25 protein-coding genes and 2 tRNA genes are annotated in these 25104 nt (G+C 34.2%); 15 read left to right on the top strand and 12 right to left on the bottom strand.

The window, feature by feature from the left end; translation table 11 throughout:
- Window positions 1-2 precede the first annotated feature (2 nt).
- The 4 genes from BWZ20_RS04030 to BWZ20_RS04015 all read left to right on the top strand — a co-directional run bounded on the left by BWZ20_RS04030 (window position 3) and on the right by BWZ20_RS04015 (window position 5016).
- Complete coding sequence (locus tag BWZ20_RS04030) at window positions 3-956, top strand: AAA family ATPase (RefSeq protein ID WP_076616656.1); 954 nt, start codon at window positions 3-5, stop codon at window positions 954-956.
- A 419-nt stretch (window positions 957-1375) separates the two neighbouring features.
- Window positions 1376-3643 (top strand): aconitate hydratase, encoded by a 2268-nt coding sequence (locus tag BWZ20_RS04025; protein WP_076616653.1) that lies wholly within the window; start codon window positions 1376-1378, stop codon window positions 3641-3643.
- Between the two features lie 126 nt (window positions 3644-3769).
- Window positions 3770-4441 carry a Crp/Fnr family transcriptional regulator gene (locus BWZ20_RS04020; protein ID WP_076616651.1) on the top strand — a complete coding sequence of 224 codons (672 nt, stop codon included), beginning with the start codon at window positions 3770-3772 and terminating at the stop codon, window positions 4439-4441.
- An 11-nt stretch (window positions 4442-4452) separates the two neighbouring features.
- Complete coding sequence (locus BWZ20_RS04015) at window positions 4453-5016, top strand: TlpA family protein disulfide reductase (RefSeq protein WP_076616648.1); 564 nt, start codon at window positions 4453-4455, stop codon at window positions 5014-5016.
- 1 nt (window position 5017) lies between these two features.
- On the opposite strand, the gene BWZ20_RS04010 is transcribed toward BWZ20_RS04015, so the two are convergent.
- The 6 genes from BWZ20_RS04010 to BWZ20_RS03985 form a co-directional block, all read right to left on the bottom strand.
- Window positions 5018-5464: a sterol desaturase family protein gene (locus BWZ20_RS04010; RefSeq protein WP_076616646.1), complete on the bottom strand. Its 447-nt coding sequence runs from the start codon at window positions 5462-5464 to the stop codon at window positions 5018-5020.
- 16 nt (window positions 5465-5480) lie between these two features.
- Complete coding sequence (locus BWZ20_RS04005) at window positions 5481-6320, bottom strand: phytoene/squalene synthase family protein (RefSeq protein WP_076616642.1); 840 nt, start codon at window positions 6318-6320, stop codon at window positions 5481-5483.
- A 21-nt stretch (window positions 6321-6341) separates the two neighbouring features.
- A complete protein-coding gene (locus tag BWZ20_RS04000; RefSeq protein WP_076616640.1) occupies window positions 6342-7802 on the bottom strand; it encodes a phytoene desaturase family protein in 1461 nt (486 codons plus the stop codon).
- The gene (locus BWZ20_RS03995; protein ID WP_076616638.1) at window positions 7802-8704 is read right to left on the bottom strand and encodes a MerR family transcriptional regulator; all 903 of its coding nucleotides are present in this window, start codon (window positions 8702-8704) and stop codon (window positions 7802-7804) included. Before BWZ20_RS03995 ends, BWZ20_RS04000 begins: the two co-directional genes overlap by 1 nt.
- A gap of 142 nt (window positions 8705-8846) precedes the next feature.
- A tRNA-Leu gene (locus BWZ20_RS03990) sits at window positions 8847-8932 on the bottom strand.
- A gap of 45 nt (window positions 8933-8977) precedes the next feature.
- Window positions 8978-9050 (bottom strand) — tRNA-Lys (locus tag BWZ20_RS03985).
- 131 nt (window positions 9051-9181) lie between these two features.
- Here BWZ20_RS03985 and BWZ20_RS03980 point away from each other — a divergent pair.
- Complete coding sequence (locus BWZ20_RS03980) at window positions 9182-9703, top strand: shikimate kinase (RefSeq protein WP_076616635.1); 522 nt, start codon at window positions 9182-9184, stop codon at window positions 9701-9703.
- Here BWZ20_RS03980 and BWZ20_RS03975 read toward each other — a convergent pair.
- Genes BWZ20_RS03975 through BWZ20_RS03965 form a run of 3 tightly spaced genes read right to left on the bottom strand, consistent with a single transcriptional unit; the run spans window position 9695 to window position 11187 of the window.
- Window positions 9695-10198 (bottom strand): phosphoribosyltransferase family protein, encoded by a 504-nt coding sequence (locus BWZ20_RS03975; RefSeq protein WP_076616634.1) that lies wholly within the window; start codon window positions 10196-10198, stop codon window positions 9695-9697. The genes BWZ20_RS03980 and BWZ20_RS03975 overlap by 9 nt on opposite strands.
- Window positions 10199-10238: 40 nt before the next feature.
- Entirely contained in the window at window positions 10239-10826 is a 588-nt protein-coding gene (locus BWZ20_RS03970) for a methyltransferase domain-containing protein (protein ID WP_232217139.1), read from the bottom strand.
- Complete coding sequence (locus BWZ20_RS03965; protein ID WP_076616628.1) at window positions 10813-11187, bottom strand: RNA-binding S4 domain-containing protein; 375 nt, start codon at window positions 11185-11187, stop codon at window positions 10813-10815. Before BWZ20_RS03965 ends, BWZ20_RS03970 begins: the two co-directional genes overlap by 14 nt.
- Window positions 11188-11323: 136 nt before the next feature.
- Here BWZ20_RS03965 and BWZ20_RS03960 point away from each other — a divergent pair, with 136 nt between their 5' ends.
- On the top strand, window positions 11324-12364 hold the full coding sequence (locus tag BWZ20_RS03960) for an FKBP-type peptidyl-prolyl cis-trans isomerase (RefSeq protein ID WP_076616625.1): 1041 nt from the start codon (window positions 11324-11326) through the stop codon (window positions 12362-12364).
- A gap of 66 nt (window positions 12365-12430) precedes the next feature.
- On the opposite strand, the gene BWZ20_RS03955 is transcribed toward BWZ20_RS03960, so the two are convergent.
- The 3 genes from BWZ20_RS03955 to BWZ20_RS03945 are packed head-to-tail and all read right to left on the bottom strand — an operon-like array spanning window position 12431 to window position 14894.
- Complete coding sequence (locus tag BWZ20_RS03955) at window positions 12431-13021, bottom strand: outer membrane beta-barrel protein (protein WP_076616623.1); 591 nt, start codon at window positions 13019-13021, stop codon at window positions 12431-12433.
- Between the two features lie 54 nt (window positions 13022-13075).
- Window positions 13076-14029, bottom strand: coding sequence for a transketolase family protein (locus tag BWZ20_RS03950; protein ID WP_076616620.1), 954 nt, complete (start codon window positions 14027-14029; stop codon window positions 13076-13078).
- A gap of 19 nt (window positions 14030-14048) precedes the next feature.
- Window positions 14049-14894 carry a transketolase gene (locus BWZ20_RS03945; protein WP_076616617.1) on the bottom strand — a complete coding sequence of 282 codons (846 nt, stop codon included), beginning with the start codon at window positions 14892-14894 and terminating at the stop codon, window positions 14049-14051.
- Between the two features lie 167 nt (window positions 14895-15061).
- Here BWZ20_RS03945 and tgt point away from each other — a divergent pair, with 167 nt between their 5' ends.
- The 9 genes from tgt (at window position 15062) to BWZ20_RS03900 (ending at window position 25090) form a co-directional block, all read left to right on the top strand.
- On the top strand, window positions 15062-16192 hold the full coding sequence (gene tgt / locus BWZ20_RS03940) for a tRNA guanosine(34) transglycosylase Tgt (protein ID WP_076616614.1): 1131 nt from the start codon (window positions 15062-15064) through the stop codon (window positions 16190-16192).
- Window positions 16193-16249: 57 nt separating this feature from the next.
- Window positions 16250-17272, top strand: a complete 1023-nt coding sequence (locus BWZ20_RS03935; RefSeq protein ID WP_232217154.1) for an LptF/LptG family permease — start codon at window positions 16250-16252, stop codon at window positions 17270-17272.
- A complete protein-coding gene (locus tag BWZ20_RS03930; protein ID WP_076616609.1) occupies window positions 17259-18167 on the top strand; it encodes a DMT family transporter in 909 nt (302 codons plus the stop codon). Before BWZ20_RS03935 ends, BWZ20_RS03930 begins: the two co-directional genes overlap by 14 nt.
- 135 nt (window positions 18168-18302) lie before the next feature.
- Window positions 18303-19256 (top strand): acetyl-CoA carboxylase carboxyltransferase subunit alpha, encoded by a 954-nt coding sequence (locus BWZ20_RS03925; RefSeq protein WP_076616606.1) that lies wholly within the window; start codon window positions 18303-18305, stop codon window positions 19254-19256.
- A gap of 169 nt (window positions 19257-19425) precedes the next feature.
- On the top strand, window positions 19426-20955 hold the full coding sequence (gene dnaB / locus BWZ20_RS03920; protein ID WP_076616603.1) for a replicative DNA helicase: 1530 nt from the start codon (window positions 19426-19428) through the stop codon (window positions 20953-20955).
- Between the two features lie 74 nt (window positions 20956-21029).
- On the top strand, window positions 21030-22064 hold the full coding sequence (locus BWZ20_RS03915) for an AI-2E family transporter (protein WP_076616600.1): 1035 nt from the start codon (window positions 21030-21032) through the stop codon (window positions 22062-22064).
- A 59-nt stretch (window positions 22065-22123) separates the two neighbouring features.
- The gene (locus BWZ20_RS03910) at window positions 22124-23041 is read left to right on the top strand and encodes an aminotransferase class IV (protein WP_076616597.1); all 918 of its coding nucleotides are present in this window, start codon (window positions 22124-22126) and stop codon (window positions 23039-23041) included.
- Entirely contained in the window at window positions 23034-23759 is a 726-nt protein-coding gene (locus BWZ20_RS03905) for a sulfotransferase family protein (protein ID WP_076616595.1), read from the top strand. The genes BWZ20_RS03910 and BWZ20_RS03905 overlap by 8 nt, the downstream gene beginning before the upstream one ends.
- A gap of 146 nt (window positions 23760-23905) precedes the next feature.
- The gene (locus BWZ20_RS03900; RefSeq protein ID WP_076621252.1) at window positions 23906-25090 is read left to right on the top strand and encodes an asparagine synthetase B; all 1185 of its coding nucleotides are present in this window, start codon (window positions 23906-23908) and stop codon (window positions 25088-25090) included.
- Window positions 25091-25104: the final 14 nt, after the last annotated feature.

Raw genomic sequence — 25104 nt, 5'->3', positions numbered from 1 at the left:
CTATGTCTGATGTTATTGCTATCGAGAATTTCGTAAAAAAATACAATGCACTTAAGCAAGAAGTTGCTAAAGTTATTATAGGACAAGAAGCGGTTGTAGATCAAATACTTATTTCTATATTTTCAGGTGGTCATTCACTTTTAATAGGTGTTCCAGGTCTTGCAAAAACCTTAATGGTAAATACAATAGCGCAAGCACTGGGTTTAGATTTTAAGCGGATTCAGTTTACACCAGACTTAATGCCAAGCGACATTTTAGGAAGTGAAATTTTAGATGAAGATCGTCATTTTAAATTTATAAAAGGACCCATTTTCGCAAACATTATCCTTGCTGATGAGATTAACAGAACACCACCCAAAACACAAGCAGCACTTTTGGAGGCTATGCAAGAGCGCGCAGTTACTGTAGCTGGGCATCAATACAAATTGAGCTTGCCTTATTTTGTATTAGCAACCCAAAACCCAATAGAGCAAGAAGGAACCTACCCTCTGCCAGAGGCTCAGTTAGACCGCTTTATGTTTGCGATACAATTGCAATATCCATCTTTCAAAGAAGAGGTCGAGGTTGTAAAAGCAACTACCACAGATATTCAAACTTCAGTAAACGCATTATTTTCTGCACAAGATATAATAACGTTTCAAAATGTAATACGTCGTATCCCTGTTGCTGATAATGTTATTGAATATGCTGTTTCGTTGGTAGCTAAAACAAGACCAAATGAAGAATCAGCTGCCAAAATTGTTAAAGAATATGTAGATTGGGGTGCAGGCCCTCGTGCTTCACAAAACTTAATCCTCGCAGCCAAAACACACGCGGCTACAAGAGGTAAATTTTCGCCCGATATAGAGGATATACAGGCAGTAGCTACGGGTATTCTTAGACACAGAATAATAAAAAACTACAAGGCAGAAGCAGAAGGTATCTCTGATGAAAAGATTATTGAAAGTCTTTTTTAGCAACGCGTTTAAATAAAAACTAGTTAATGGTAATTTAAGAGAAATGTTATATTATAACATGTTTTATTACCATGATTGTTATCTTGTTTAAAATGCAATACCAGTCTTTAAGTACTTTACCTTAGGTTAATCAAATCTCATTAAACCGTTTCAATAAATATAAATTATACTTTTTGAACGAGGGATTAATTAGTCTAAATCTTAAATTCAGAATTATTCTAAATAAGTCTAATTGTTAATTTTTTACTTAAATGTCATTTAAGATGTTAATTATTAGAATATAATGTATAAAAAATAACTTTTTATGATTTATTTTCAGTGTTTTAATGATTTCTTTACATATTTTAAAACATCGCTACTATTTTGTAAATTTGTGACACTTAAAAAATAAAATAATTATCAACCTTTAAATATACTTTATGGCATTTGACATTGATATGATAAAAAAGGTTTATGCTAACATGACCGAGCGCGTAGATGCGGCTAGAGATATTGTTGGAAAACCATTAACACTTTCAGAAAAAATATTGTACGCTCACCTTTGGGATGGTAAACCTACCAAAGCCTTTACAAGAGGTAAGGATTATGTAGATTTTGCACCAGATAGAGTAGCTTGTCAAGATGCAACTGCTCAAATGGCACTGCTTCAGTTTATGCAAGCAGGTAAACCTAAAGTAGCAGTTCCTACAACGGTACATTGCGATCATTTAATACAAGCTAAAGACGGTGCAGCGACAGATTTAAAACATGCAAATGACACCAGTAGCGAAGTTTTTAATTTCTTAGAGTCAGTGTCTAATAAGTATGGCATTGGTTTCTGGAAACCAGGCGCAGGTATCATACATCAAGTCGTATTGGAGAACTATGCGTTTCCGGGAGGTATGATGATTGGTACAGACTCGCACACAGTTAACGCAGGCGGACTTGGTATGGTGGCAATCGGTGTTGGTGGTGCAGATGCAGTAGATGTTATGGCTGGCATGGCCTGGGAACTTAAATTTCCAAAATTAATAGGTGTAAGATTAACAGGAAAATTATCTGGATGGACTGCACCCAAAGATGTTATTTTAAAAGTTGCCGAGATTTTAACAGTTAAAGGAGGTACTGGTGCTATCGTTGAATATTTTGGTCCAGGTGCATTATCTATGTCTTGTACTGGTAAAGGAACGATTTGTAACATGGGTGCCGAGATAGGTGCAACAACATCTACTTTTGGATACGATGATTCTATGGAGCGTTACTTACGTGCCACAGATAGAGCAGATGTTGCTGACGAAGCCAACAAGATTAAAGAATATCTAACTGCAGACGCTGAGGTATATGCAAATCCGGAGCAATACTTTGACCAGGTTATAGATATTAACCTCTCTGAGCTAGGCCCATTATTAAACGGACCATTTACACCAGATTTGTCAACAACTGTTGGTAAGGAAATGACAGAGAAAGCGAAAGCTAACGAATGGCCAATGCAAGTAGAATGGGGATTGATAGGTTCTTGTACAAACTCGTCTTACGAAGATTTATCTAGAGCATCATCTATAGCACAGCAAGCCTTAGATAAAGGATTAAAAACAAAAGCTGAATTTGGTATCAACCCAGGTTCCGAACAGGTCCGTTATACTGCGGAGCGCGATGGGATACTTCAAGTTTTTGAAAAATTAGACGCAAAGATCTTTACAAATGCTTGCGGCCCTTGTATTGGGCAGTGGGCAAGATACAGCGATCCTAAGAATGCACCCAAAAATAGTATTGTACATTCATTTAATAGAAACTTTGCAAAACGTGCAGACGGTAACCCAAATACCCATGCCTTTGTGGCTTCGCCAGAAATTACGGCAGCTATCGCAATTGCAGGTAGATTAGACTTTAACCCAATGACAGATACCTTAATAAATGAAAATGGTGAAGAAGTGATGTTAGATGAACCAACAGGATGGGAGTTGCCACCCAAAGGTTTTGATGTGAAAGAAAATGGATATTTAGAACCGCTTGCAGATGGAACCGGTGTAGAAGTCACTGTTAAGGATGATTCTGAAAGATTACAGTTGTTAACACCTTTTAAGCCCATTGGTAATTCTATAACAGGCGCAAAATTGTTAATAAAAGCATTTGGTAAATGTACGACAGACCACATCTCTATGGCAGGCCCTTGGTTACGTTTTAGAGGCCACTTAGATAACATTGCAAATAATACTTTAATAGGTGCTGTAAATGCTTTCAACCAAAAAACCAACTTTGTTAAAAACCAATTAACAGGTGAGTATGGTGGCGTACCAGATACACAGCGAGAATACAAGAAAAACGGTATTTGGTCCGTTGTTGTCGGTGACCACAACTATGGTGAAGGATCTTCTAGAGAGCACGCTGCTATGCAGCCCAGACATTTAGGTGTAGCTGCTGTAATTGTAAAGTCTTTTGCACGTATACACGAAACAAATCTTAAGAAACAAGGTATGTTAGGTCTTACGTTTGCTAATGAAGCGGATTATGATTTAATACAAGAAGATGATACATTTAACTTCTTAGACTTAAACGAGTTTGCGCCAGACAAGCAATTGCACGTTGAGGTTGTACATGCAGATGGTTCTAAAGATGTTATTGCATTAAACCATACTTATAATGATGCCCAAATTCTATGGTACAAGGAAGGATCTGCACTTAATTTAATTAAAAAACAAAACGCTTAATAACATTAAGTTTAAGGAATAAAAAAACTCTCAGTCAATAGTCTGAGAGTTTTTTTAGTTTATTAACGAAAGGTATTACAATGTTATACGACTTTAACGTTAACTCAATTAAATCTTTCTTTAGTCATGAACACCGTTTGGATTCTTGAAGATGTAAATTTATTTAATTTACTCTGTCCTCATAAGTTTAAGAAATATAAGGCATGCCATGATTTTGATGCCTATAAGAAAAGTGACTATATCTATTTTGAAGAAGATGCAGCAAATAAAGTCTACCTTATAGAAAAAGGTAAAGTTAAGATTGGGTATTACAACGAGGATGGCACGGAAGTTATTAAAGCTATTTTAAAGAAAGGCGAGTTATTTGGTGAAAAAGCTATATTAGGCGAAGAAAAGCGAGATGAGTTTGCACAATCTTTAGATAATAATACATCTATCTGTCCTGTTGCCGTTGATACTATGCACGCGTTAATGCGAGACAATAAAACGTTCAGCTTAAAGATTTATAAGTTTATAGGCTTTAAATTTAAAAAGCTAGAACGAAGACTTCAGCTATTATTGTTTAAAGATTCAAAAACAAGACTATTAGAATTCCTCAATGAACTATGCACAGATTATGGGTATGATTGCGAAAAAACCGGAGACCATATTATTAACCATCCGTATACTCAAAAAGATATCGCATCTTTAATAGGTGTTTCTCGTCCGACATTAAATATTTTAATGAACGAACTTAAAGAAGCAGATGTTATTGATTTTAACCGCCGACAAATTAGAATTTTCAGTACTTCAGCTTAACTTTGATGATAATGAAAAAGCATTTTAAAAAAAGCAATATTATCTTTATAATAGTAATCTTGCTACTGATAATTCCGCAAACAAGACGGCCTATTCAAGTTTGGTTACACAAAGGGTTAAGTTATATTAATCAATCAACGATTATAGATAATGACCAAAGAGTTAAAGTGACCTATGATAAATGGAAATTACAATCTGATAATAATACAATCCTCGATTTTAAATCTACAAAAGGCCAAGTAGTTCTCATTAACTTTTGGGCAACTTGGTGCCCGCCATGTGTTGCCGAGATGCCAAGCCTTCAGGCGTTGTATAACGATTACAATACTAAAGTAAAGTTTTTGTTTGTTACCAACGATGAGCTCGACCTTGTTAAGGGCTTTATGGCTAAAAACAAGTACACTTTTAAGGTTTACAATTCAATTAATAACATCCCAATAGAGCTTAAGACAAAATCTATACCACGTACCTTTGTTATCAACAAAAAAGGGGAAATCGTCATAGACGAAACTGGTGCTGTAAATTGGAACAGTGATAGCGTTCGTGTTCAACTAGAGCAATTACTAGCGGAATAATTTATTTAAAGTATTTAAACGGGACAATGAGCATTCCAAAATTTTCACCGTCATTTTTACCTAAGTGTTTATGATGAATCTTGTGCGCACGTCTAACTCCTCTCGCATATTTGTTATCGATATTTCTAAGCCATTTAAAACGTTGATGAATAAAAATATCGTGTACTACAAAATATGCAATGCCGTAAAACAATATTCCCAAGCCAATAGGTAGAGTATACCAGATGCCTTCATAATTCCACAGATAGAAACATATCATACTCACTACTGCATAAAAAATAAAGAAAGCATCGTTGCGCTCAAACCAACTATCATGGTCTTTATGATGATGATCTTTGTGTAAACTCCACAAAAACCCATGCATTATATATTTGTGGGTAAACCAAGCATTAAACTCCATTATAAAAAAAGTTCCTAAGAAAACTAAAATCCAATAAACGGTCTGCATAATTTATAGTTTAAAATTATAATAAATTTAAATGATATTTTACGTAACTACGGGTTAACAACTCAATCTTTTTATAGTTTGGCACACGTATTCTTGTTGATTTTATCTCTAAAGCAGGTGTGTTTTTAAGTTTTTGTAATAACTTATTATAATAACGGTAAGCCATAAACACACCAAAACGAGCCTCTAGAGGTAAGCGTTTAATACCTTGAAGACCTTTAGAGAAATCTTCTTCAATATCTAAAATTATAGATTTTTTGGATGCTTCGTCTAATTGATTTAAATCTGTATTTGGAAAATAAGTACGACTTAAATCTTCAAAATCTGCCTTTAAATCTCTTAAGAAATTTACTTTTTGAAATGCAGAGCCCAAGCTCATTGCAGCATCTTTGAGGTCTTCATATTTTTCAGTATCTCCTTTTACAAAAACCTTTAAGCACATTAAGCCTACGACATCAGCAGAACCATATATGTAAGATTTATATTCTTCTTCTGTGAGGTAGTCTTTTTTGTGCAGATCCAGTCGCATACTTTTCATAAACGCTTCAACCAAATGCTTGTCGATATTATATTTATGATACGTTTCTTGAAAAGAATTAAGGATAGGGTTTAAACTTATTTTATCTTTTAAAGCAGCCTCTAAATTAGCTTCAAAATTGTTAAAGAGTTTTTCTTTATCATAATCATGAAAGGTGTCTACGATTTCATCAGCAAAGCGAACAAAACCATATATGTTATATATATCTTGTCTGATGCTGTCGGATAACATTTTGGTCGCCATAGAAAATGACGTACTGTAAGCATTGGTAACTAGTTTGCTACACTCTTTAGAAATATTGTCAAAAATTGATTTCATAATAATGTCTTTTCTTAGCAATTAAATTTCATTTTTTTGTATTAGTTGAGAAACTAACTTTCCTGATATTAAAGCAGGTGGTACACCAGGACCTGGTACTGTTAATTGTCCTGTAAAATAGAGCCCATCTACTTTTTTACTTTTTAATTTAGGTCTTAAAAACGCAGTTTGTCGTAAAGTGTTTGCCATACCATAGGCGTTGCCTTTGTATGAGTTATATTCGCTTATAAAGTCATTAACACAGAATGATTCTTTAAAGAGAATGTTGTCTTTTACATTTTGTTGCGTTAGGTTTTCAAAACGATCTATAATTAGATCAAAATATTGTTGTCTCAACTCTGGTGTGTCTTCTAAACCTGGTGCTATTGGTATTAGAAAGAATCCTGTTTCGCATCCTTCTGGTGCCATACTCTTATCTGTTACTGAAGGAAAGTTAACATAAAATAATGGATTTTCGGGCCATTTAGGGTCATCATATATATCTTCGGCGTGGTTTTCGAAGTCGGTATCAAAAAATAAATTGTGATGCTCTACATCTTTTAGCTTTTTATTAAAGCCTACGTAAAAAAGTAGTGAAGAAGGTGCAAAAGTGCGCTTGCTCCAATAGCTTTGAGAATATTGCCGATAGTTTTTGTCTAATAAAGTCTCAGAATGATGATAATCTGCACCGCTGAGTATAATATCTGATGCTATAAATTTACCGTTAACGGTTATACCTTTAGCTTTTTGGTTTTCAACATTTATCTTTTCAACATTACTGTTGGTAATAATGTTTACACCCAGACTTTCTGCGAGACTTTTCATTGCTTTAATAATTTCATACATACCACCCTTTGGATGCCAGGTGCCCAAACCAAAATCTGCAAAATTCATAAAACTATAAAACGATGGTGTCTGGCTTGGTTTTGCTCCTAAAAATAAAACAGGAAATTCTAATGTAGAAATGAGCTTTGGGTTTTTAAAGTTTTTTCTAACCTCTGAACTTATGGTTTTAAAGAAACGATCTACTCTGGTTACCGTTTCTTTTGTTACCAATTCAAATGGTGAAATGCCTGGTTTTAATACAACTTTATTTATTGCTATGTCGTAGTGGTCTTGGGCTTGTGCTATAAATTTACGAAGTGGTTTTGAGCTGCCCGTTTCAATACGTTCAAACTCTTCACAAATCTGATCCATGTGGTCACCAATAGTAATCACCTCGTCTGAAAAGAAAATTTTGTATGCAGGACTTAATTTATCAAGCTTGTAGTAATCACTTGTTTTTTTACCAAAATCATTAAAAAATTTTTCAAAAATATCTGGCATCCAATACCAACTTGGGCCGATATCAAAGGTAAAGCCATCTTTAATGAGTTGTCTTGCTCTGCCGCCTACGGTATCGTTTTTTTCATAAATGGAAACGTTGTAACCTGCTTTTGCTAAGTAGCAAGATGCAGAAAGGGATGAAAAGCCCGAGCCTATTATTGATATTGTTTTACGCATTATTTAAGACTGCTGGTTAGAGATTTTATGCTTTTGAATGCAGTTACACCCTTAGGTAATTTATCTAAATCTAAGGAGTTTAGCATCTTGCCTAGAATCCATAATTTTGTGTTAGAGTTTTTAATTAATAGTTGGTTAAAATCATCAATATATTTACGGATTTCGTCCTTTTCGGGTTTTACAGTAAAGTAAGATACGTAGATAAGCTCATCATAATAATTCTTTAAATCCATTAGGCTTTGTAACGGAACACTCATACCTAACATAATGGATTGGTATCCTTTACTAACGAGTTGATGATTTATAAAAAATAGACCCAATTCGTGGATTTCGTTTTCTGGAAGATATAGTACGAAAGTTTTGTTAGATTTATTGACTTGCTTAGACTGTATTTTCTCTGTATTTATAAGTATTTTTTGGCGTATTAGTGAGGTTAAAAAATGCTCATGAGAAGGCGTAATAGTATCTGTTTGCCATAATAAACCTATCTCTGTTAATAGCGGGATGAAAATATCATAAAAGATATTTTCAAAGTCTTTTTCGTTTAAAAGTGAATTATAAGTTTTATAGAATAACGCTTGGTCAAAATTTAACATAGATAGCTTAAAAGCATTAATAGCGTGACTTTCTATATTATTCTCGGCTGCAATTTCTCTAACTAAAGCAGGTATTTTACTTTCTTCTAAGGTGGCAATCTTAGAAATTTTATAGCCATTATTATTTAAATAACTTACATTTAGTAATTTCTGAAAGTTGGCGAGATCGTAGTATCTTATATTGGTATCTGTACGTTTTGGTTGCAACAAATTGTAGCGCTTCTCCCAAATTCTAATCGTATGCGCTTTAATACCAGTAAGATTTTCTAAATCTTTAATACTAAATTGATTTTTAATATTGTTCATTTTTTATTAAAAATGTTTAAACAAAAATAATGTTTTAACTGATAGATTAATTAGAATTAACAAAAATTAAGTAAAAAAATGTTGTTAACAACTTAGGCCGTAAAAAAAACAATGAGTAATTAGAAAATATCTAGAAGAGTTGTGCGCACGAGAAGACTCGAACTTCCACGACCTAAAACGGTCACTGGCCCCTCAAGCCAGCGCGTCTACCAATTCCGCCACGTGCGCAAAAAATAAAGATAAAAAAAAAGTTAAGCATTAGCTTAACTGTTGTGACCGGGCTGGGGCTCGAACCCAGGACCCTCTCCTTAAAAGGGAGATGCTCTACCAACTGAGCTACCCGGTCTTTAAGATTTTCTCTTAAATGAGGGTGCAAATATAAAATGTTTAATTAATAAAACAATACTTTTTTTATTTAAATTTTTGTTTTTTTGTTTTGTTAAAGTTTGATGCCTAATTTTTAATATTTTAAGCCTTATGATAGTTGTTTTAATGGGTTATATGGGTTCTGGTAAATCCACGGCGGGTAAGAATTTAGCTACTGTATTGGGTTACAATTTTTTAGACTTAGATCACCATATTTCTGAAAAGGAAAATTCTTCAATCCAAGATGTGTTTAAGCACAAAGGCGAAATATATTTTAGAAAAAAGGAAGCCTTGTATTTAAATGATATATTACATTCACAAGAAAACATTGTTTTGGCATTAGGAGGTGGTACACCTTGTTATGGTAATAATTTAGATGTACTTCTAGATAGTTCAATGGTTAAGTTGTTTTATTTAAAACTAACATTGCCTATGCTGGTAGAGCGCTTGTTTAACGAAAAAGAAAATAGACCTTTAATTAGTCATTTAAAAACCAAAGAAGAGCTTACAGAATTTATAGGTAAACATCTTTTTGAGCGCACCCAATATTATAACCAAGCTCCTTACATTATACTGGCGGATAATAAATCTAAGAAAGCCATTGTAGAAGAGATTTTAACGTCTTTAATCTAGGTACGCTTCGTAAGGTTGCTTAGAAAGATTTACATGCACATGTTCAAAAAGAGATGTAGACAAAGAAATACCTTTAAAATCTGCTTTTACAGGATATTTTTTATGGTTTCTGTTCACCAAAACGGCTGTTTTAAACTGTTTTAATGGTACGTCTAAAAAATGTTTAATACCATAAATTAAGGTACTACCAGAGTTTAAGACATCATCAATTAAGACTATAGACTTGTTAGTGTAGTGCTCGCTCTTTATAGAGGTCTTAATAGTATTGGTTGGTTGTTCTTTGTCAATGGTAACTTTACAAAGCGTAGCGTTAATATCAGAAATCTTATCAAGTTGCGATTTAATTTTCTTTGCCAATATGAAGCCATTACTTTCTATACCAGCTATAACAATTTCAGACTCATTAACATTACTTTCGTATATCTGGTAGGCAATGCGTCTTATTTTATGCTCAATTTCTTTATGGCTTAAAATTGTGTTTTTGGTGAGTGCCATGTATTGGTGCTAGCGGTCTAATTTATATTTAACATTCGTTTTAGACTTCAAATATAAAAAAGAGTTCTTTACCTTGCCTTTCTTTTATAGAATTTGTTGCACGCTGTAATGTGTTAATTTTAAAGTGCTTATTAAAAATAGACTTGTACTCATTAATACTTCCGCCAAATGGAGGTCCAGCTTCTGTTAAAGGAAAATCGAAAAACAATCCAACTAGCTTGCCATTAGGTTTTAATAGTTGAGCCATCTTCTCAACATAACGTTTTCTTAAATCTGGATTTAAGGCGCAGAAGAAGGTTTGTTCAATTATAAGGTCAAATGTTCTGTTAAGTTCAAAAAAATCTTGATGTAAAACTTGTTCATAAGGAAAATTCTTAACTCTTTTTTTAAAATTTTCTAATGGTTGTTTTGCAATGTCTAAAACAAATGTATTAGTAAATCCTTCGTTCCAAAGCAATTCTGCTTCAAAGCTATTGCCAGCACCAGGAATTAGTATAGAAATAGATGTATCTCTTAATTGTTTTATAAAATTCTCTAGCGGTGGTGACGCGTATCCAATATTCCACCCGGTTTTATTTTTTTCGTATCTGAGTTCCCAATATGCTTTATTAAACTTATTCTTCTCCATCCTCATAAAAATTATCTATATCTCGTCTATCTTTTTTGGTTGGCCTTCCTGTTCCTTTTTTGCGGTAATAATCCTTACTATATTTTAGAAGCTCTTTTGCAGCAAAAGCATCTTTTGGTGTGGTATCTGTTCTGTATATATCTACAAGTTTTGCCCCAACACGGTTTGGTGGTAAATCGTTAACCGTGAGCTGATACACAATTTGATCTTTCCGTAACTCAATTTTATCTGTTGGGTATACCTCTCTAGAGGGTTTTGCCACAGTACCGTTTATTTTTATTTGGCCTTTTTTACAGGCATGAGTTGCTATACTTCTCGTTTTGTAATAGCGTACACACCAAAGAAATTTATCTACTCTCATATATTTTTTAACTAAAATCTACGTTAAGCTTTTGGCATAAAAATATTAATTTAATGTATCTTGCACCACATATTTAAGCAATAATGAACACTTGATAAGATTTGTGGTTAATCTTACCAAAAATAACAATTAGACTATGAAATCAATAAAACTTATCCTTAGTTTAGCCGTTGTACTAACGCTCACTATTTCTTGTGAAGACGATGATGTCGCTGTGCCAGACGTAGAGGTTAGAGATAGAGGAGAACAACAAATAGCAGATAATGATTCGCTACTAGGATACCTATCTACGCACTATTATAATTCAGATTTTTTTCTAACCGGAACAAACCATAAATATACAGATATCGTTGTTACAGAGCTTGTTGAAGGAGAAGTAGTTCCGGCAGGCCATACTTTACTTATTAATGCCGTAGAGACACATACAACCACTTTTGAAGAAACGGATTACCAATATTATGTATTAAAACTTAATCAAGGAGCCGGAGATTCTCCAAGATTTACAGACTTTGTTAGAATGCGTTATGAAGGTTTTACTTTAGAAGATGGCGAAGTGTTTGACTCTAGAGCCACTCCAGAAGATTTACCGATGCAAGGTGTAGGCTTTTCTGGTGGAGTCATTAGAGGTTGGCAGTTAACAATACCAATGTTTAACACAGCCGAAAGTTTTGCAATCGGCTCTGATGGGATTACAAACTATAACAATTTTGGTTTGGGTATGATGTTTTTACCATCGGGATTGGCTTATTTTTCTAATACAGCCTCAGGAAGTGTAGCGGCTTACTCTAACCTTGTTTTTAAGTTTGAACTGTTACAATATGAAGAAATAGACCATGATGGCGATGGCATACCGTCTTATATTGAGGATTTGGATGCAAATTTAGATGTTTTAGATGATGACACTGATGAAGATTTAGCGCCTAATTATGTAGATGTAGATGATGATAATGATGGTGTTAATACAAGAGATGAATTAATGCCAACTAGCTATACGGTTGACACAAATATGAATGAAGAAGAGCCAGTTCTAGGACCTGGCGAGTATGAGATAAGCCGATCTACATCAAACGGTATTTTAACTATCAATACAGTGAAGGTTGTAGATTCTGATAGTAATGGAACGCCAGATTATCTGCAAGAAGATATTGCTGAAAATTACAATGAAGAAGAAGGTTAATTTTAACATTCTTATTATAAAAAGCCGCTAATTAGCGGCTTTTGTTTTTTACTGCATATTTATTATTTATAAAGCAACAGATAAGCTTAGAATTAACTGCTCTGGTCTTGTGTCTATAGTTACGTTACCTAAGTTATCTGTTATAAAAGACGCTTCATTATCGCTAAAACCTCTCTCGTACCTTAGATCAATACCAATTTTATTAAAATTAACTCCAATACCAAAATTTAATCCAATACTTAGATCATCGCTTACATCATTTATATCAATACCTTCAAATTCTGTATCTAATATGTATTGCACAGATGGACCTGCAAAGACGCTAACTGGTCCTAAAACCTTAAGTCCAACAAGAAGTGGTGCATCAATTTTTTTTATCTGAAAATCATCATCATCATAACTACTTTTTGTTGCTGTATATACAAGTTCTGGTCTAAAATATAAACGGTCTCCTATTTTACCAAAAATACCAAGATGATAACCTATATTTTCATCAGGGTTTCTGGCATTGTCGCCTATAGACTGGAAATAATCACCATTAGCACCATAGTTTAGTCCACCTTTAAACCCAAAGGAGCTTCCTTTTTGGGCATAAGCATTTAATCCTACAAAGGCTAGAATTACAGCTAATAAAACTACTTTTTTCAAATTTTTCATAATGTTCGTTTTTAAGATTAGGTATCTAATATCAAAAACGTTGCCAAAACGAAGTTATTTTCTGTTAACGACTTTTTTTACGGCTTCAATTATGGCAAAACTATTTAGGCCATACTTATCCATAAGTTGGGCTGGCGTGCCAGATTCACCAAAAGTATCGTTGGTAGCAACAAATTCTTGAGGTGTTGGGCTGTGTTTTGCTAATACTCTAGCCACACTTTCGCCAAGGCCACCTAAATAATTATGCTCTTCTGCAGTAACAATGCAGCCTGTTTTGGCTACGGATTCTATAATTGCTTTGTCATCTAATGGTTTAATGGTATGTATATTTATAACTTCTGCTGCAATACCATTTTCATTTAGTGCTTTTGCAGCTTCTAATGCCTCCCATACTAAATGCCCTGTAGCTACAATAGTAACGTCATTACCTTCGGTTAGCTTTACTGCTTTTCCGATTTCAAATGCACCATTTTCTGGTGTAAAATTCGGAACTTTAGGACGGCCAAATCGTAAATATACAGGACCATCATGTTTTGCTATAGCTAAAGTTGCAGCTTTTGTTTGGTTGTAATCACAAGTGTTAATTACCGTCATGCCTGGCAACATTTTCATTAAGCCAATGTCCTCTAGAATCTGGTGCGTTGCACCATCTTCACCAAGTGTAACACCAGCATGCGAAGCACAAATTTTTACGTTTTTGCCAGAGTAGGCAACACTTTGGCGAATTTGGTCGTAAACCCTGCCAGTAGAAAAGTTGGCAAAGGTCCCTGTAAATGGGATTTTTCCACCTATAGTCATACCAGCAGCAATACCAATCATATTAGCTTCTGCAATACCAACTTGAAAAAAACGTTCAGGGTGATTTTCTTTAAATTCATCCATTTTAAGAGATCCTGTTAAGTCAGCACAAAGCGCTACAACATTTTCGTTGATTTGCCCTAACTCTGTTAATCCAGCCCCAAAACCTGAGCGTGTATCTTTATTTCCTGTGTTTGTGTATGTTTTCATTTTTTGTTTTGATTGCTGATTAATAATCTCCTAAAGTTTCAGTATTTTGAGCTAAGCCGGTCGCTAGTTGCTCATCGTTTGGTGCTTTTCCGTGCCATGCGTGTGTGTGCATCATAAAATCTACACCATTACCCATAACTGTCTTTAATAGAACACAAACAGGTTTTCCTTTTCCTGTAAGGGATTTTGCGCGAGCCATACCTTCTAAAATGGCTTCAATAGTATTTCCTTCTTCAATGTCTACAACATCCCAACCAAAAGCTTCAAATTTAGCCTTAATGTTTCCCATAGGTAAAACGTTGTCTGTAGAGCCATCAATTTGTTGTCCATTAAGATCAATGGTAGCAATAAGGTTGTCTACTTTATTACCAGCAGCATACATTATGGCTTCCCAGTTTTGTCCTTCTTGTAACTCACCATCTCCATGAAGACTATAGATTAGATGATTATCGTTATTTAATTTTTTGGTTTCAGCAGCACCTATAGCTACAGACATACCTTGACCAAGAGAGCCAGAAGCGATTCTTACACCAGGTAAACCTTCGTGAGTGGTTGGGTGTCCTTGTAATCTAGAGTTTATTAATCTAAACGTATTTAATTCTTCAACAGGAAAATAGCCTGCTCTAGCAAGTACACTGTAATATACAGGCGAAATATGGCCATTGGATAAGAAAAATATATCTTCTCCAATACCATCCATATCAAAGCCATCTTTGGTTTCCATTATTTCGTTGAAAAGGCTTACAAAAAATTCTGCACATCCCAGAGATCCGCCAGGATGACCAGAATTCACTTTGTGTACCATGCGTAGAATATCTCTACGAACTTGAGTGGTTAAATCTTCTAATTGTTGAATATTAGGCATATTATTGAGCTTAAATTATTGCTGCAAAAATAACTTTTTTATAAATCGTTTTCAAAAGACGTATACCCTCACTTATTAACGATTTTAATGAATTGCTAACAATTTTTGAATTTAATTAAGATGCCAATGTGTTATAGTTAATTATATTTGCCACCAGACCCACTTTTATGAAATTTAATCATTTAGCAAAAGACAAGGAAACAAAAGCAAGAGCAGGTGTTATTACTACTGATCATGGTACAATTGAAACTCCCATATTTATGCCGGTTGGTACTGTGGGTACAGTGAAAGGGGTACATCAAAGAGAACTGAAAAATGATATTAATCCAGATATTATTCTAGGTAACACGTACCACTTGTATCTTAGACCACAGACACCAATATTAGAGCAAGTAGGAGGACTTCATAAGTTTATGAATTGGGATAGAAACATTTTAACCGACTCTGGTGGTTACCAAGTATATTCTTTATCTGCAAATAGAAAAATTAAAGAGGAGGGCGTAAAATTTAAATCGCACATAGATGGTAGCTATCATGTATTTACACCCGAGAATGTCATGGAAATCCAACGCACTATAGGTGCAGACATAATTATGGCTTTTGACGAGTGTACACCTTACCCATGTGATTATAACTACGCTAAACGATCGATGCATATGACGCATCGTTGGCTAGAGCGATGCATAACACATTTAAGTAAACTACCATTTAAATATGGATATGAGCAAACTTTTTTTCCAATAGTGCAAGGTAGTACTTACAAGGATTTAAGAATGCAATCCGCCGAGTACATTGCCAATGCAAGTGCACAAGGAAATGCCATAGGTGGTTTATCTGTTGGCGAACCGGCTGAGGAAATGTATGCTATGACCGAAGTAGTGTGCGATATCTTACCAGAAGATAAACCAAGGTATTTAATGGGTGTAGGTACGCCAATCAATATATTAGAGAATATTGCGTTAGGTGTAGACATGTTTGACTGTGTAATGCCAACTCGAAATGCTAGAAATGGCATGCTATTTACAGCGCACGGCACCATAAATATTAAAAATAAAAAATGGGTAGATGATTTTTCTCCATTAGACGAAATGGGTATCACCTATGTAGACACTGAGTATAGCAAGGCATACCTTAAACATCTGTTTTCTGTTAACGAATTATTGGGAAAACAAATCGCTACAATTCATAACTTAGGATTTTATTTGTGGTTGGTTAGAGAAGCAAGGAAGCACATTATTGCAGGTGATTTTAAGGTATGGAAAGAAAAAATGGTTAAACAAATGGATAAAAGATTGTAGTCCGTGAAAATCTTAGATTGGTACATACTAAAACGCTATTTATTCACATTTTTAATGATGTTACTACTTTTTATACCCATCGGTATTACTGTAGATTTAGCTGAAAAAGTAGGAAAAATAATAGAAAATGAAGCTCCTTTTGCAGAAGTTACAGCGTACTATGTAGATTTCACGGTTTACTTTGCTAATTTATTATTTCCTTTATTTTTATTTTTATCTGTTATCTGGTTTACTTCCAAGCTAGCCAACAATACAGAAATAGTAGCTTTTTTAAGTTCTGGTGTATCGTTCACAAGATTTCTAAGACCTTACTTAGTGGGTGCAACAATTGTATCTGCACTTGCTTTAGTGTTAGGCATGTATTTAGCTCCAATAGCTAGTCAAGGATTCAACGAGTTCAAATATAATTATCTAAAGAAAAATAAAAACATACAAAAGACAAGAGATGTTTATCAACAGATCAATGATAACGATTATATATATGTAAGTAACTTTATACCTAAGAGTAAATCAGGAAGTAATTTTACTTATGAGCATTTTGAAGGAAATGAGCTAAAGTATAAAATCTTTGCTGATTATATTAGATACATGGAAAAGGACAGTAGTTATAGATTAACATCTTACGTAAAACGGACTTTTGAAAATGGTATAGAAACCATTGAAAAAGAACGGAGAAAAGACACAATTTTTCCATTTGAGATTGAGGATTTAACACCCGTTGAGTATGCAGCGGAAACAAAATCTTATGGAGAACTACTCAAATTTATAAAAGCCGAGAAAAAAAGAGGCTCTCAAAATATAGGTAGGTACGAAGTGGTAAAATTAAAAAAATGGAGTTTACCAGTATCTATATATATATTAACGATAATAGCAGTAGCAGTTTCTTCGGTAAAACGAAGAGGTGGTATGGGCGTTAATTTAGCGTTTGGTATAGCCATCGCTATGATTTATGTATTTTTTGATAAAATTTTTGGCGTTATGGCAGAACAATCAAATTTTTCGCCAGTAATAGCCGTTTGGTTTCCAAACCTTATATTTGGTATTTTAGCTATATACCTTCTACAGAATGCCAAACGCTAGACTTAAAGACTACCTTCACTTACATTTTCTGGTTTTTATTGCTGGTTTTACAGCAATTCTTGGTAAAGAAATAGCTCTGGGTGCAACAGCAATTGTCTGGTACAGAATGACTATTGCAGCTGTTTTAATGTTTATTTATATAAAACTTATAAAGCTAAATATTAAAGTGAGCAAAAAAGCAATCATTAAGTTTTCTGTAGCGGGAGTCATAATCGCACTGCATTGGATTACTTTTTTCGAATCCATAAAACAGTCCAATGTTTCTATTGCGTTGGCTATGTTTTCTTCGGGAGCGTTCTTTGCTTCCTTTATAGAACCAATTTTTTTTAAAAGACGTATTTTACTCTATGAGATTGGTTTTGGCTTAGTCGTAATTGTTGGTGTTTTTTTAATTACCAGTAGCGAACTAAAATATATCAACGGTATAATATTGGGCATACTTTCTGCCCTCTTTTCAACACTTTTTGCTGTTATTAACGGACGGTTTATTGAGCACTACAACGCCACAGTTATTTCATTTTATGAGTTTCTAAGCGGTGTTGTTTTTTTAAGCATATTTATACATTTTTCAGGTATTTACTTTGACGAAAAATTCTTTACACTCTCCCAATCAGATTGGGTTTTTATATGCATTCTTGCATCAGTGTGTACAGCATATGCATTTGTAGGCGCAGTAGAGGTTATGCGTTATATAAGCCCATTTACGGTTATCTTAACCTATAATTTAGAGCCCATTTACGGTATCATTTTAGCATTGTTTCTTTTTCCAGAAACCGAAAAAATGTCAACTCAGTTTTATTTAGGTGCTGCTTTAATAATATCCATGGTGCTCCTAGATGCTCTATTAAAAAATAGCAAAGCGCAAAGGCAAAAAAAGATATCTCTTAACAATTGAATTTTATATATTTATTTTATAATATTTTATAACCAAGACAAAGAAGAGCCTACTAAGTATTAATTTTTTTATAAAAAGTGAATAAGAATACGTAGGTTTGTAAACTAAACTAACTAAAACCTAATTTCAGATTGTATGGAATATTTAGAGTTTGAATTACCTATAAAAGAGCTAGAAGAGCAGCTCGATAAATGCCAAATTATTGGTAAGGAAAGTGATGTAGACGTTACCGAAACCTGCAAACAGATAGAAAAAAAGCTGGCAGAAACAAAAAAAGAAATTTATAAAAACTTAACTGCTTGGCAGCGCGTTCAGTTATCGCGCCACCCAAATAGACCTTATACTTTAGACCACATCAGGGCGCTTTGTGGCGATTCCTTTTTAGAATTACATGGGGATCGTAATGTCAAAGACGACAAAGCCATGATTGGTGGTTTAGGTAAAATTGGTGATCAAACCTATATGTTTATAGGTCAGCAAAAAGGTTATAACACCAAGACCAGACAATATAGAAACTTTGGAATGTCTAACCCAGAGGGATACCGTAAGGCACTTCGACTTATGAAATCTGCAGAAAAATTTGGAATTCCTGTGGTAACCTTAATAGATACACCTGGAGCTTACCCAGGCCTAGAAGCAGAAGAAAGAGGCCAAGGCGAAGCTATTGCAAGAAACATATTAGAAATGTCTCGCTTAAAAGTACCAATTATTACAATTATAATAGGCGAGGGAGCCTCTGGTGGTGCTTTAGGAATTGGAGTAGGAGATAAGGTACTAATGTTAGAAAATACTTGGTATTCTGTTATTTCCCCAGAATCGTGCTCTTCCATCTTATGGCGAAGCTGGGAGTATAAAGAGCAGGCAGCAGAGGCCCTAAAGTTGACTGCTAAGGATATGAAACGCATGAAACTTGTAGACCAAATCATTAAAGAACCGCTTGGTGGTGCTCACACAGATAGAGAAAAAACATTTTTAGCTGTAAGAGACGCGATAGTAAAATCTTATGAAGCGCTAAAAAACTTATCACCAAAAGAATTAGTTAAAAATCGTATGGATAAATATGATCAAATGGGTGTCTATAAGGACTAAATCCAACAAGCATAAGCAACTTAAAAAAAGCCGAAGTTGAGACTTCGGTTTTTTTTTCGCTATTAACAATATTTTTAAGTTATTAACAGTTGCATTGTTGAAGACCTGTTAAGAATGGAAACAATGTACAATGCAGTTCATAGACACTATTTAACTACTTTTGCTACTTATGAAACAACCCAACCAAATACAAGGTTATAAAGTCGATAAAAGCACTATCATTAGCTTAGAAAAAGGTAAGATACCACCTCAAGCTATTGATTTAGAAGAAGTTGTGCTTGGGGCAATGATGATAGATAAAAAAGGAGTAGACGAGGTTATTGATATTTTAAGCCCAGAAGCATTCTATAAAGATGCCCATAAATATATCTTCGAAGCAATTTTCAAATTATTTGAAAACAGCGAACCTATAGACTTATTAACCGTTTCTTCGCAATTAAAGAAAGATGAAAAGTTAGATTTGGTTGGTGGCGATTTTTATCTTATTTCATTAACACAGCGCGTATCATCGTCTGCGCATATAGAGTTTCATGCACGAATTATTCTTCAAAAATACATACAACGCAGTCTAATTAAAATTTCTAATGAAATAATAGAAGATGCTTATGATGAAACAAAAGATGTTTTTGATCTTTTAGATAATGCCGAAGCTAAACTTTACGAAGTTACACAAGGTAACGTAAAAAAATCTACAGAAACAGCTCAAAGTCTAGTAATTCAAGCCAAAAAGAAAATTGAAGAAATCTCTAATAAGGAAGGTTTAAGCGGTATACCAACAGGTTTTGATAAGTTAGATAAATTAACCTCGGGTTGGCAACCAAGTGACCTAATTATTGTAGCAGCACGTCCTGGTATGGGTAAAACAGCACTTACGCTCACAATGGCCAGAAATATTGCCGTAGATTTCAACAAAGCCGTAGCGTTCTTTTCTTTAGAAATGTCTTCAGTACAATTAATTACGCGTTTAATTTCTAGTGAAACAGGGTTATCTTCAGAAAAATTAAGAACAGGTAAACTTGAAAAACACGAGTGGGAACAGCTTAATGTAAAGGTAAAAACCTTAGAAAAAGCTCCCTTGTTTATAGATGATACACCTTCGCTTTCAATTTTTGATTTAAGAGCCAAAGCACGCAGACTAGCATCTCAATACGATATTAAAGTAATCATGATAGATTATTTACAGCTAATGACTGCTGGTGGAAGCCAAAAAGGCGGTAACAGAGAACAAGAAATCTCCATGATTTCCCGTAACCTAAAAGCCTTAGCAAAAGAACTTAATGTGCCTGTTATTGCTTTATCGCAGCTTTCTCGTGCTGTAGAAACGCGTGGAGGTAGCAAACGTCCGCTCTTATCAGATCTACGTGAGTCTGGTGCTATTGAGCAGGATGCTGATATTGTTTCATTTATATACAGGCCAGAATATTACAAGATTGATGAATGGGATGATGAAGAGCGCTCACCAACTGAAGGTCAAGGTGAGTTTATAGTAGCTAAACATAGAAATGGTGGTTTAGACAACATTAGATTGAAGTTTATTGGGCATCTTGGTAAGTTTGATAATTTAGATGATTTTGATACGCCTTTTGAGTTTCAGTCTAAACTGAATGCGGCAGCTAACGACGACACCTTTAAACCAGATAGTTTCCCTTCAGCTTCTGATGCTTTTGATGAACCAGAGGATGACGGTGTACCTTTTTAACATCATTTTATAATTAGTGACCCTTCTTTTTAACCTATCTTTGTGGTTTTGACACTAAAGAAGAAAGTTGCCTCATGTTAGACCAAAGACGTACAACAAACATCTTGTTGCTAATTATAGTTATTCCTTTAGTATTTTATTTACTTAAAGTGCTTTCCTTTATATTTATTCCGTTGATTTTTTCAATGTTTATAGCATTGCTATTCTTACCACTGATGCGACAACTAGGACGAAAAAAGGTTCCAAAGTTTTTAAGCATTATAGTAGTCTTACTTTTGGTATCTGCCTGTGTTTACTTAGGTATAGAACTTATTCAGCTTTCTAGTAAAGAAATTTTAGCAACAAAATCAGATTTTTTTCCTAAAGCAGAGGAGAAACTGGCAGATTTAAAGGTATATCTATCCAATAGTTTTGGTATTGAGTTTGAACAAGATAAAAACTTTTTAGCGCAATTTTTTGAAAAAGAAAATTTGGGATCAACATTTGGTTTTTTGAGAACGTTTTTAACAACCCTATTAATGACCGCGTTTTTTGTTGTCTTGTGGTTAGGCGAATCTATAAATGTCCATAATTTATTAAACAATACAATCTTAAAACAAAAACATACCTCTATCAAGGCATTTATGAAAATAGAAAAAGACCTTATAAAATTTATAAAGGTGAAGTTTTTGGTCAGTGCATTAACGGGTTTATTTACGGGTTTAATGTGTGTATTCTTTGATGTTAGTTTCCCTATATTTTGGGGATTATTTGCTTTTGCTATTAACTTTGTACAAATGGTAGGCTCTTTCATTTCGGTAATTTTACTTTCAATTTTTGCATTTGTAGAGTTAGACCCTACGAGCACTTTATTCTTCTTTATACTATCTATTGCTCTTGTCCAAGTAGTGTTTGGCGCAATTTTAGAACCGATTTTTATGGGTAAATCGTTTTCAATTAATATTATAGCAGTTTTAGTTATGTTAATGTTTTGGGGATTCCTTTGGGGAATACCAGGTCTTATTATGGCTATTCCTATCACAGTTTTTATTAAGATTATTCTCGAACAGTTTCCTAGTACTAAGGTCATAGCCAGTTTATTATCTGGCACGCAGACCAAACTCAAATAAGGTTTTCTTGTTAATAGAATTTATAATTTTAAGTATCTTTCTTCTATAAACTTAAAATTATGGTTCACGGTACACACAATGCTCAAGAAGATTCTAGAAATGACCATATTCTCATTTCTGTAAATAATCAGCTTTTCCCAAGAAATGAAGCAAAGATTTCAGTTTTTGACAGCGGCTATTTGGTTGGAGATGGTGTATGGGAAGCTTTGCGGTTACACAATGGAGTTCTAGTGTTTATCAAAGACCATTTCAATAGGTTATGGCAATCTGCTAAAACGGTTGGTATGGCACTGCCATTTACTAAAAAAGAGTTAACCCAAAAAGTATGGGACACACTTAATGCTAATGGTATGAAGGATGACGTACACGTTAGGATTATGGTAACGCGTGGCATTAAAAAAACACCATCTCAAGATCCAAGACTAACCATTTCTGGACCAAATGTGGTGATTATTCCAGAGTATAAAATTGCTTCAAAAGCATCTAAAGAAAAAGGGATTACATTGTTTACGAGTACCATAAGAAGAGGTTCACCAGATTATCTAGACCCAAGGTTAAATTGCCATAGTAAGCTTCATGAAGTTCAGGCGCTTATTCAAGCGATTGAAGCTGGAGCAGATGAAGCTTTAATGCTAGATATAAACGGATTTGTAGCGACTTGTAATGCTACTAATTTTTTTATAATTAAAAATGGCGAGGTGTGGACATCTACAAATAAATATTGTATGAATGGAATTACCAGAGCTAAGGTTATAGAGCTATGTAATGCCAACGATATATCCTGTTTTGAAAAAGACTTTTCTTTGTTTGATGTCTACGGAGCAGACGAAGCTTTTGTTACAGGAACCTTTGGAGGTTTAACACCTGTTACAAAAATTGATGGACGACAAATAGGAGAGGGTAAATTTGGAAAAATGACTAGAGAATTAAGCCATTTGTATGAGCAGTTAATCGAAAAAACAGTAGCTAATGGATAATATTAAACGTATATGTTTATGGTCTGGACCAAGAAATATATCCACTGCATTAATGTACGCTTTTGCACAACGTACAGACACAAAAGTGTTTGATGAACCACTTTATGCCTATTATCTCAGGCACCATCCATATGCAAAAGGTTATCATCCAGGTGCTGAAGATATTATAAAAACAATGGAATCTAATGGTGAAAAGGTAGTAGAAGTGATGCTACGTAATACTGAAAAACCAGTATTGTTTTTCAAGCAAATGACGCATCATCTTTTAGATTTAGAGCGTTCATTTATGAAAGATACCATCAATATTATTTTAACAAGAGATCCTTTAGACATGCTGCCATCATTTGATAAAGTGATTCATAATTTCACAATTGATGATGTAGGTTATCAACTTCATATTGACCTTTTAAATTATTTTGAAAGTCAAAGCATTCCTTTTAAGGTTATAAATTCTAAACAAGTGCTTAAAAATCCTGAAGATACATTAAGCAAGTTATGCGAATTTGCAGACATCCCATTTAAAAAATCAATGCTATCCTGGAAACCTCAGAAAAGAGAAGAAGATGGTATTTGGGCAAAATATTGGTATCATAACATTCATAAATCGAGTGGATTTCAAGAATATAAACCAAAAACAGAAGCTTTTCCAGCACACCTAAATACGCTTTTAGAACAATGTTTACCTCATTATAATAGACTGATGGAGTATGCCATTTAGCTCTTAAAAGAATGATAAAATAAGCCATTAAAGACTAAAAATTGGTTATATTTCGTTTTAAATCTATGAACTTGAAAAAATTAACTTTTGTAATATTTGCATTGTTTCTAAGTGTTAATGCATACGCTTCATATATATTAATTCCTATGGATGCTGAGTCTCAAGAAAATCATCTCAAAGCTTATGGAGTTACTTACTGGACGTTAGAGCGAGAGTTGAAAGTAAACTGGTTGTTAAATTATAGAGGAGGTTCGTTTTTGTTACCAGATGCTGAGATTATTCAGCGCGAATGTCAAATCAGAGGTGTGTCTTTTGAAGTGATTTCAGATACTAAAGCACAAGAAATTTTGGATGAAATTGCTAGTCCTGCGGTAAATCAAGAGGCGGTTGTATTAGAAAAAGCACCAAAGATTGCAGTCTATACACCTTACGGAAAGCAACCTTGGGATGATGCTGTAACAATGGTTTTAACTTATGCTGAAATTCCGTATGAAACTATTTATGACGAAGAAGTTTTAAACGATGAACTCTTACTTTACGACTGGCTTCACTTGCATCACGAGGACTTTACTGGTCAGTACGGAAAATTTTATAGAACCTACCGTTCTGCAGCATGGTATATTGAAGAAAAGAAAGCGGCAGAAGAATTAGCAAATAGACTGGGTTACGATAAGGTGTCTGAAGCAAAATTAGCAGTAGCCCTAAAAATTAGAGATTACGTAGTAGGTGGTGGATTTATGTTTGCAATGTGTTCTGCAACCGATAGTTTTGATATTGCTTTATCAGCAGAAGGCGTTGACATTTGCGAGCCTATGTTTGATGGAGATGGAAGTGATCCTGGATATCAGAACAAAATAGATTACTCAAAAACATTTGCGTTTAAGGACTACATATTAGAAAGAAGTCCTAATGTTTATGAATTTTCTTCAATAGATATGACTCAAAAACGTCAAATACCTTTTAAAACAGACTACTTTTCTTTAATGGAATACTCTGCAAAGTGGGATCCTATACCAACGATGTTAACACAAAATCATACATCTCTAGTAAAGGGATTTATGGGACAAACGACATCTTTTACAAGAGAAGAAATAAAATCTAATGTATTGGTAATGGGCGAAAATAGAACTAATGGAGAAGCAAAATACATTCACGGAATTAAGGGTAAAGGCTTTTTTACATTTTATGGAGGTCACGATCCAGAAGATTATACACATAGAGTAGGAGACCCAAAGACAGAACTCGATTTACACCCAACATCTCCTGGTTATAGGTTAATATTAAATAATGTACTTTTTCCAGCTGCTAAGAAGAAGAAGCAGAAAACGTAATATACATTACCATA

Origin of the sequence: Winogradskyella sp. J14-2 (assembly GCF_001971725.1) — a bacterium.
Classification (GTDB): Bacteria; Bacteroidota; Bacteroidia; order Flavobacteriales; family Flavobacteriaceae; genus Winogradskyella.
The sequence above is the reverse complement of the archived record's forward strand: the minus strand, read 5'-3'. Positions and strand labels throughout refer to the sequence as shown.

Coding starts and splice junctions, on each gene's coding strand:
- BWZ20_RS04030 (WP_076616656.1), top strand. CDS start 3: ATGTCTGATGTTATTGCTATCGAGAATTTCGTAAAAAAATACAATGCA.
- BWZ20_RS03930 (WP_076616609.1), top strand. CDS start 17,259: ATGCCAAACGCTAGACTTAAAGACTACCTTCACTTACATTTTCTGGTT.
- tgt (WP_076616614.1), top strand. CDS start 15,062: ATGAAATTTAATCATTTAGCAAAAGACAAGGAAACAAAAGCAAGAGCA.
- dnaB (WP_076616603.1), top strand. CDS start 19,426: ATGAAACAACCCAACCAAATACAAGGTTATAAAGTCGATAAAAGCACT.
- BWZ20_RS04010 (WP_076616646.1), bottom strand. CDS start 5,464: ATGCAGACCGTTTATTGGATTTTAGTTTTCTTAGGAACTTTTTTTATA.
- BWZ20_RS03975 (WP_076616634.1), bottom strand. CDS start 10,198: ATGGCACTCACCAAAAACACAATTTTAAGCCATAAAGAAATTGAGCAT.
- BWZ20_RS03915 (WP_076616600.1), top strand. CDS start 21,030: ATGTTAGACCAAAGACGTACAACAAACATCTTGTTGCTAATTATAGTT.
- BWZ20_RS03945 (WP_076616617.1), bottom strand. CDS start 14,894: ATGCCTAATATTCAACAATTAGAAGATTTAACCACTCAAGTTCGTAGA.
- BWZ20_RS04000 (WP_076616640.1), bottom strand. CDS start 7,802: ATGCGTAAAACAATATCAATAATAGGCTCGGGCTTTTCATCCCTTTCT.
- BWZ20_RS03935 (WP_232217154.1), top strand. CDS start 16,250: ATGTTACTACTTTTTATACCCATCGGTATTACTGTAGATTTAGCTGAA.
- BWZ20_RS04025 (WP_076616653.1), top strand. CDS start 1,376: ATGGCATTTGACATTGATATGATAAAAAAGGTTTATGCTAACATGACC.
- BWZ20_RS03960 (WP_076616625.1), top strand. CDS start 11,324: ATGAAATCAATAAAACTTATCCTTAGTTTAGCCGTTGTACTAACGCTC.
- BWZ20_RS03970 (WP_232217139.1), bottom strand. CDS start 10,826: ATGGAGAAGAATAAGTTTAATAAAGCATATTGGGAACTCAGATACGAA.
- BWZ20_RS04005 (WP_076616642.1), bottom strand. CDS start 6,320: ATGAAATCAATTTTTGACAATATTTCTAAAGAGTGTAGCAAACTAGTT.
- BWZ20_RS03925 (WP_076616606.1), top strand. CDS start 18,303: ATGGAATATTTAGAGTTTGAATTACCTATAAAAGAGCTAGAAGAGCAG.
- BWZ20_RS03980 (WP_076616635.1), top strand. CDS start 9,182: ATGATAGTTGTTTTAATGGGTTATATGGGTTCTGGTAAATCCACGGCG.
- BWZ20_RS03995 (WP_076616638.1), bottom strand. CDS start 8,704: ATGAACAATATTAAAAATCAATTTAGTATTAAAGATTTAGAAAATCTT.
- BWZ20_RS03905 (WP_076616595.1), top strand. CDS start 23,034: ATGGATAATATTAAACGTATATGTTTATGGTCTGGACCAAGAAATATA.
- BWZ20_RS03965 (WP_076616628.1), bottom strand. CDS start 11,187: ATGAGAGTAGATAAATTTCTTTGGTGTGTACGCTATTACAAAACGAGA.
- BWZ20_RS04015 (WP_076616648.1), top strand. CDS start 4,453: ATGAAAAAGCATTTTAAAAAAAGCAATATTATCTTTATAATAGTAATC.
- BWZ20_RS04020 (WP_076616651.1), top strand. CDS start 3,770: ATGAACACCGTTTGGATTCTTGAAGATGTAAATTTATTTAATTTACTC.
- BWZ20_RS03910 (WP_076616597.1), top strand. CDS start 22,124: ATGGTTCACGGTACACACAATGCTCAAGAAGATTCTAGAAATGACCAT.
- BWZ20_RS03950 (WP_076616620.1), bottom strand. CDS start 14,029: ATGAAAACATACACAAACACAGGAAATAAAGATACACGCTCAGGTTTT.
- BWZ20_RS03900 (WP_076621252.1), top strand. CDS start 23,906: ATGGATGCTGAGTCTCAAGAAAATCATCTCAAAGCTTATGGAGTTACT.
- BWZ20_RS03955 (WP_076616623.1), bottom strand. CDS start 13,021: ATGAAAAATTTGAAAAAAGTAGTTTTATTAGCTGTAATTCTAGCCTTT.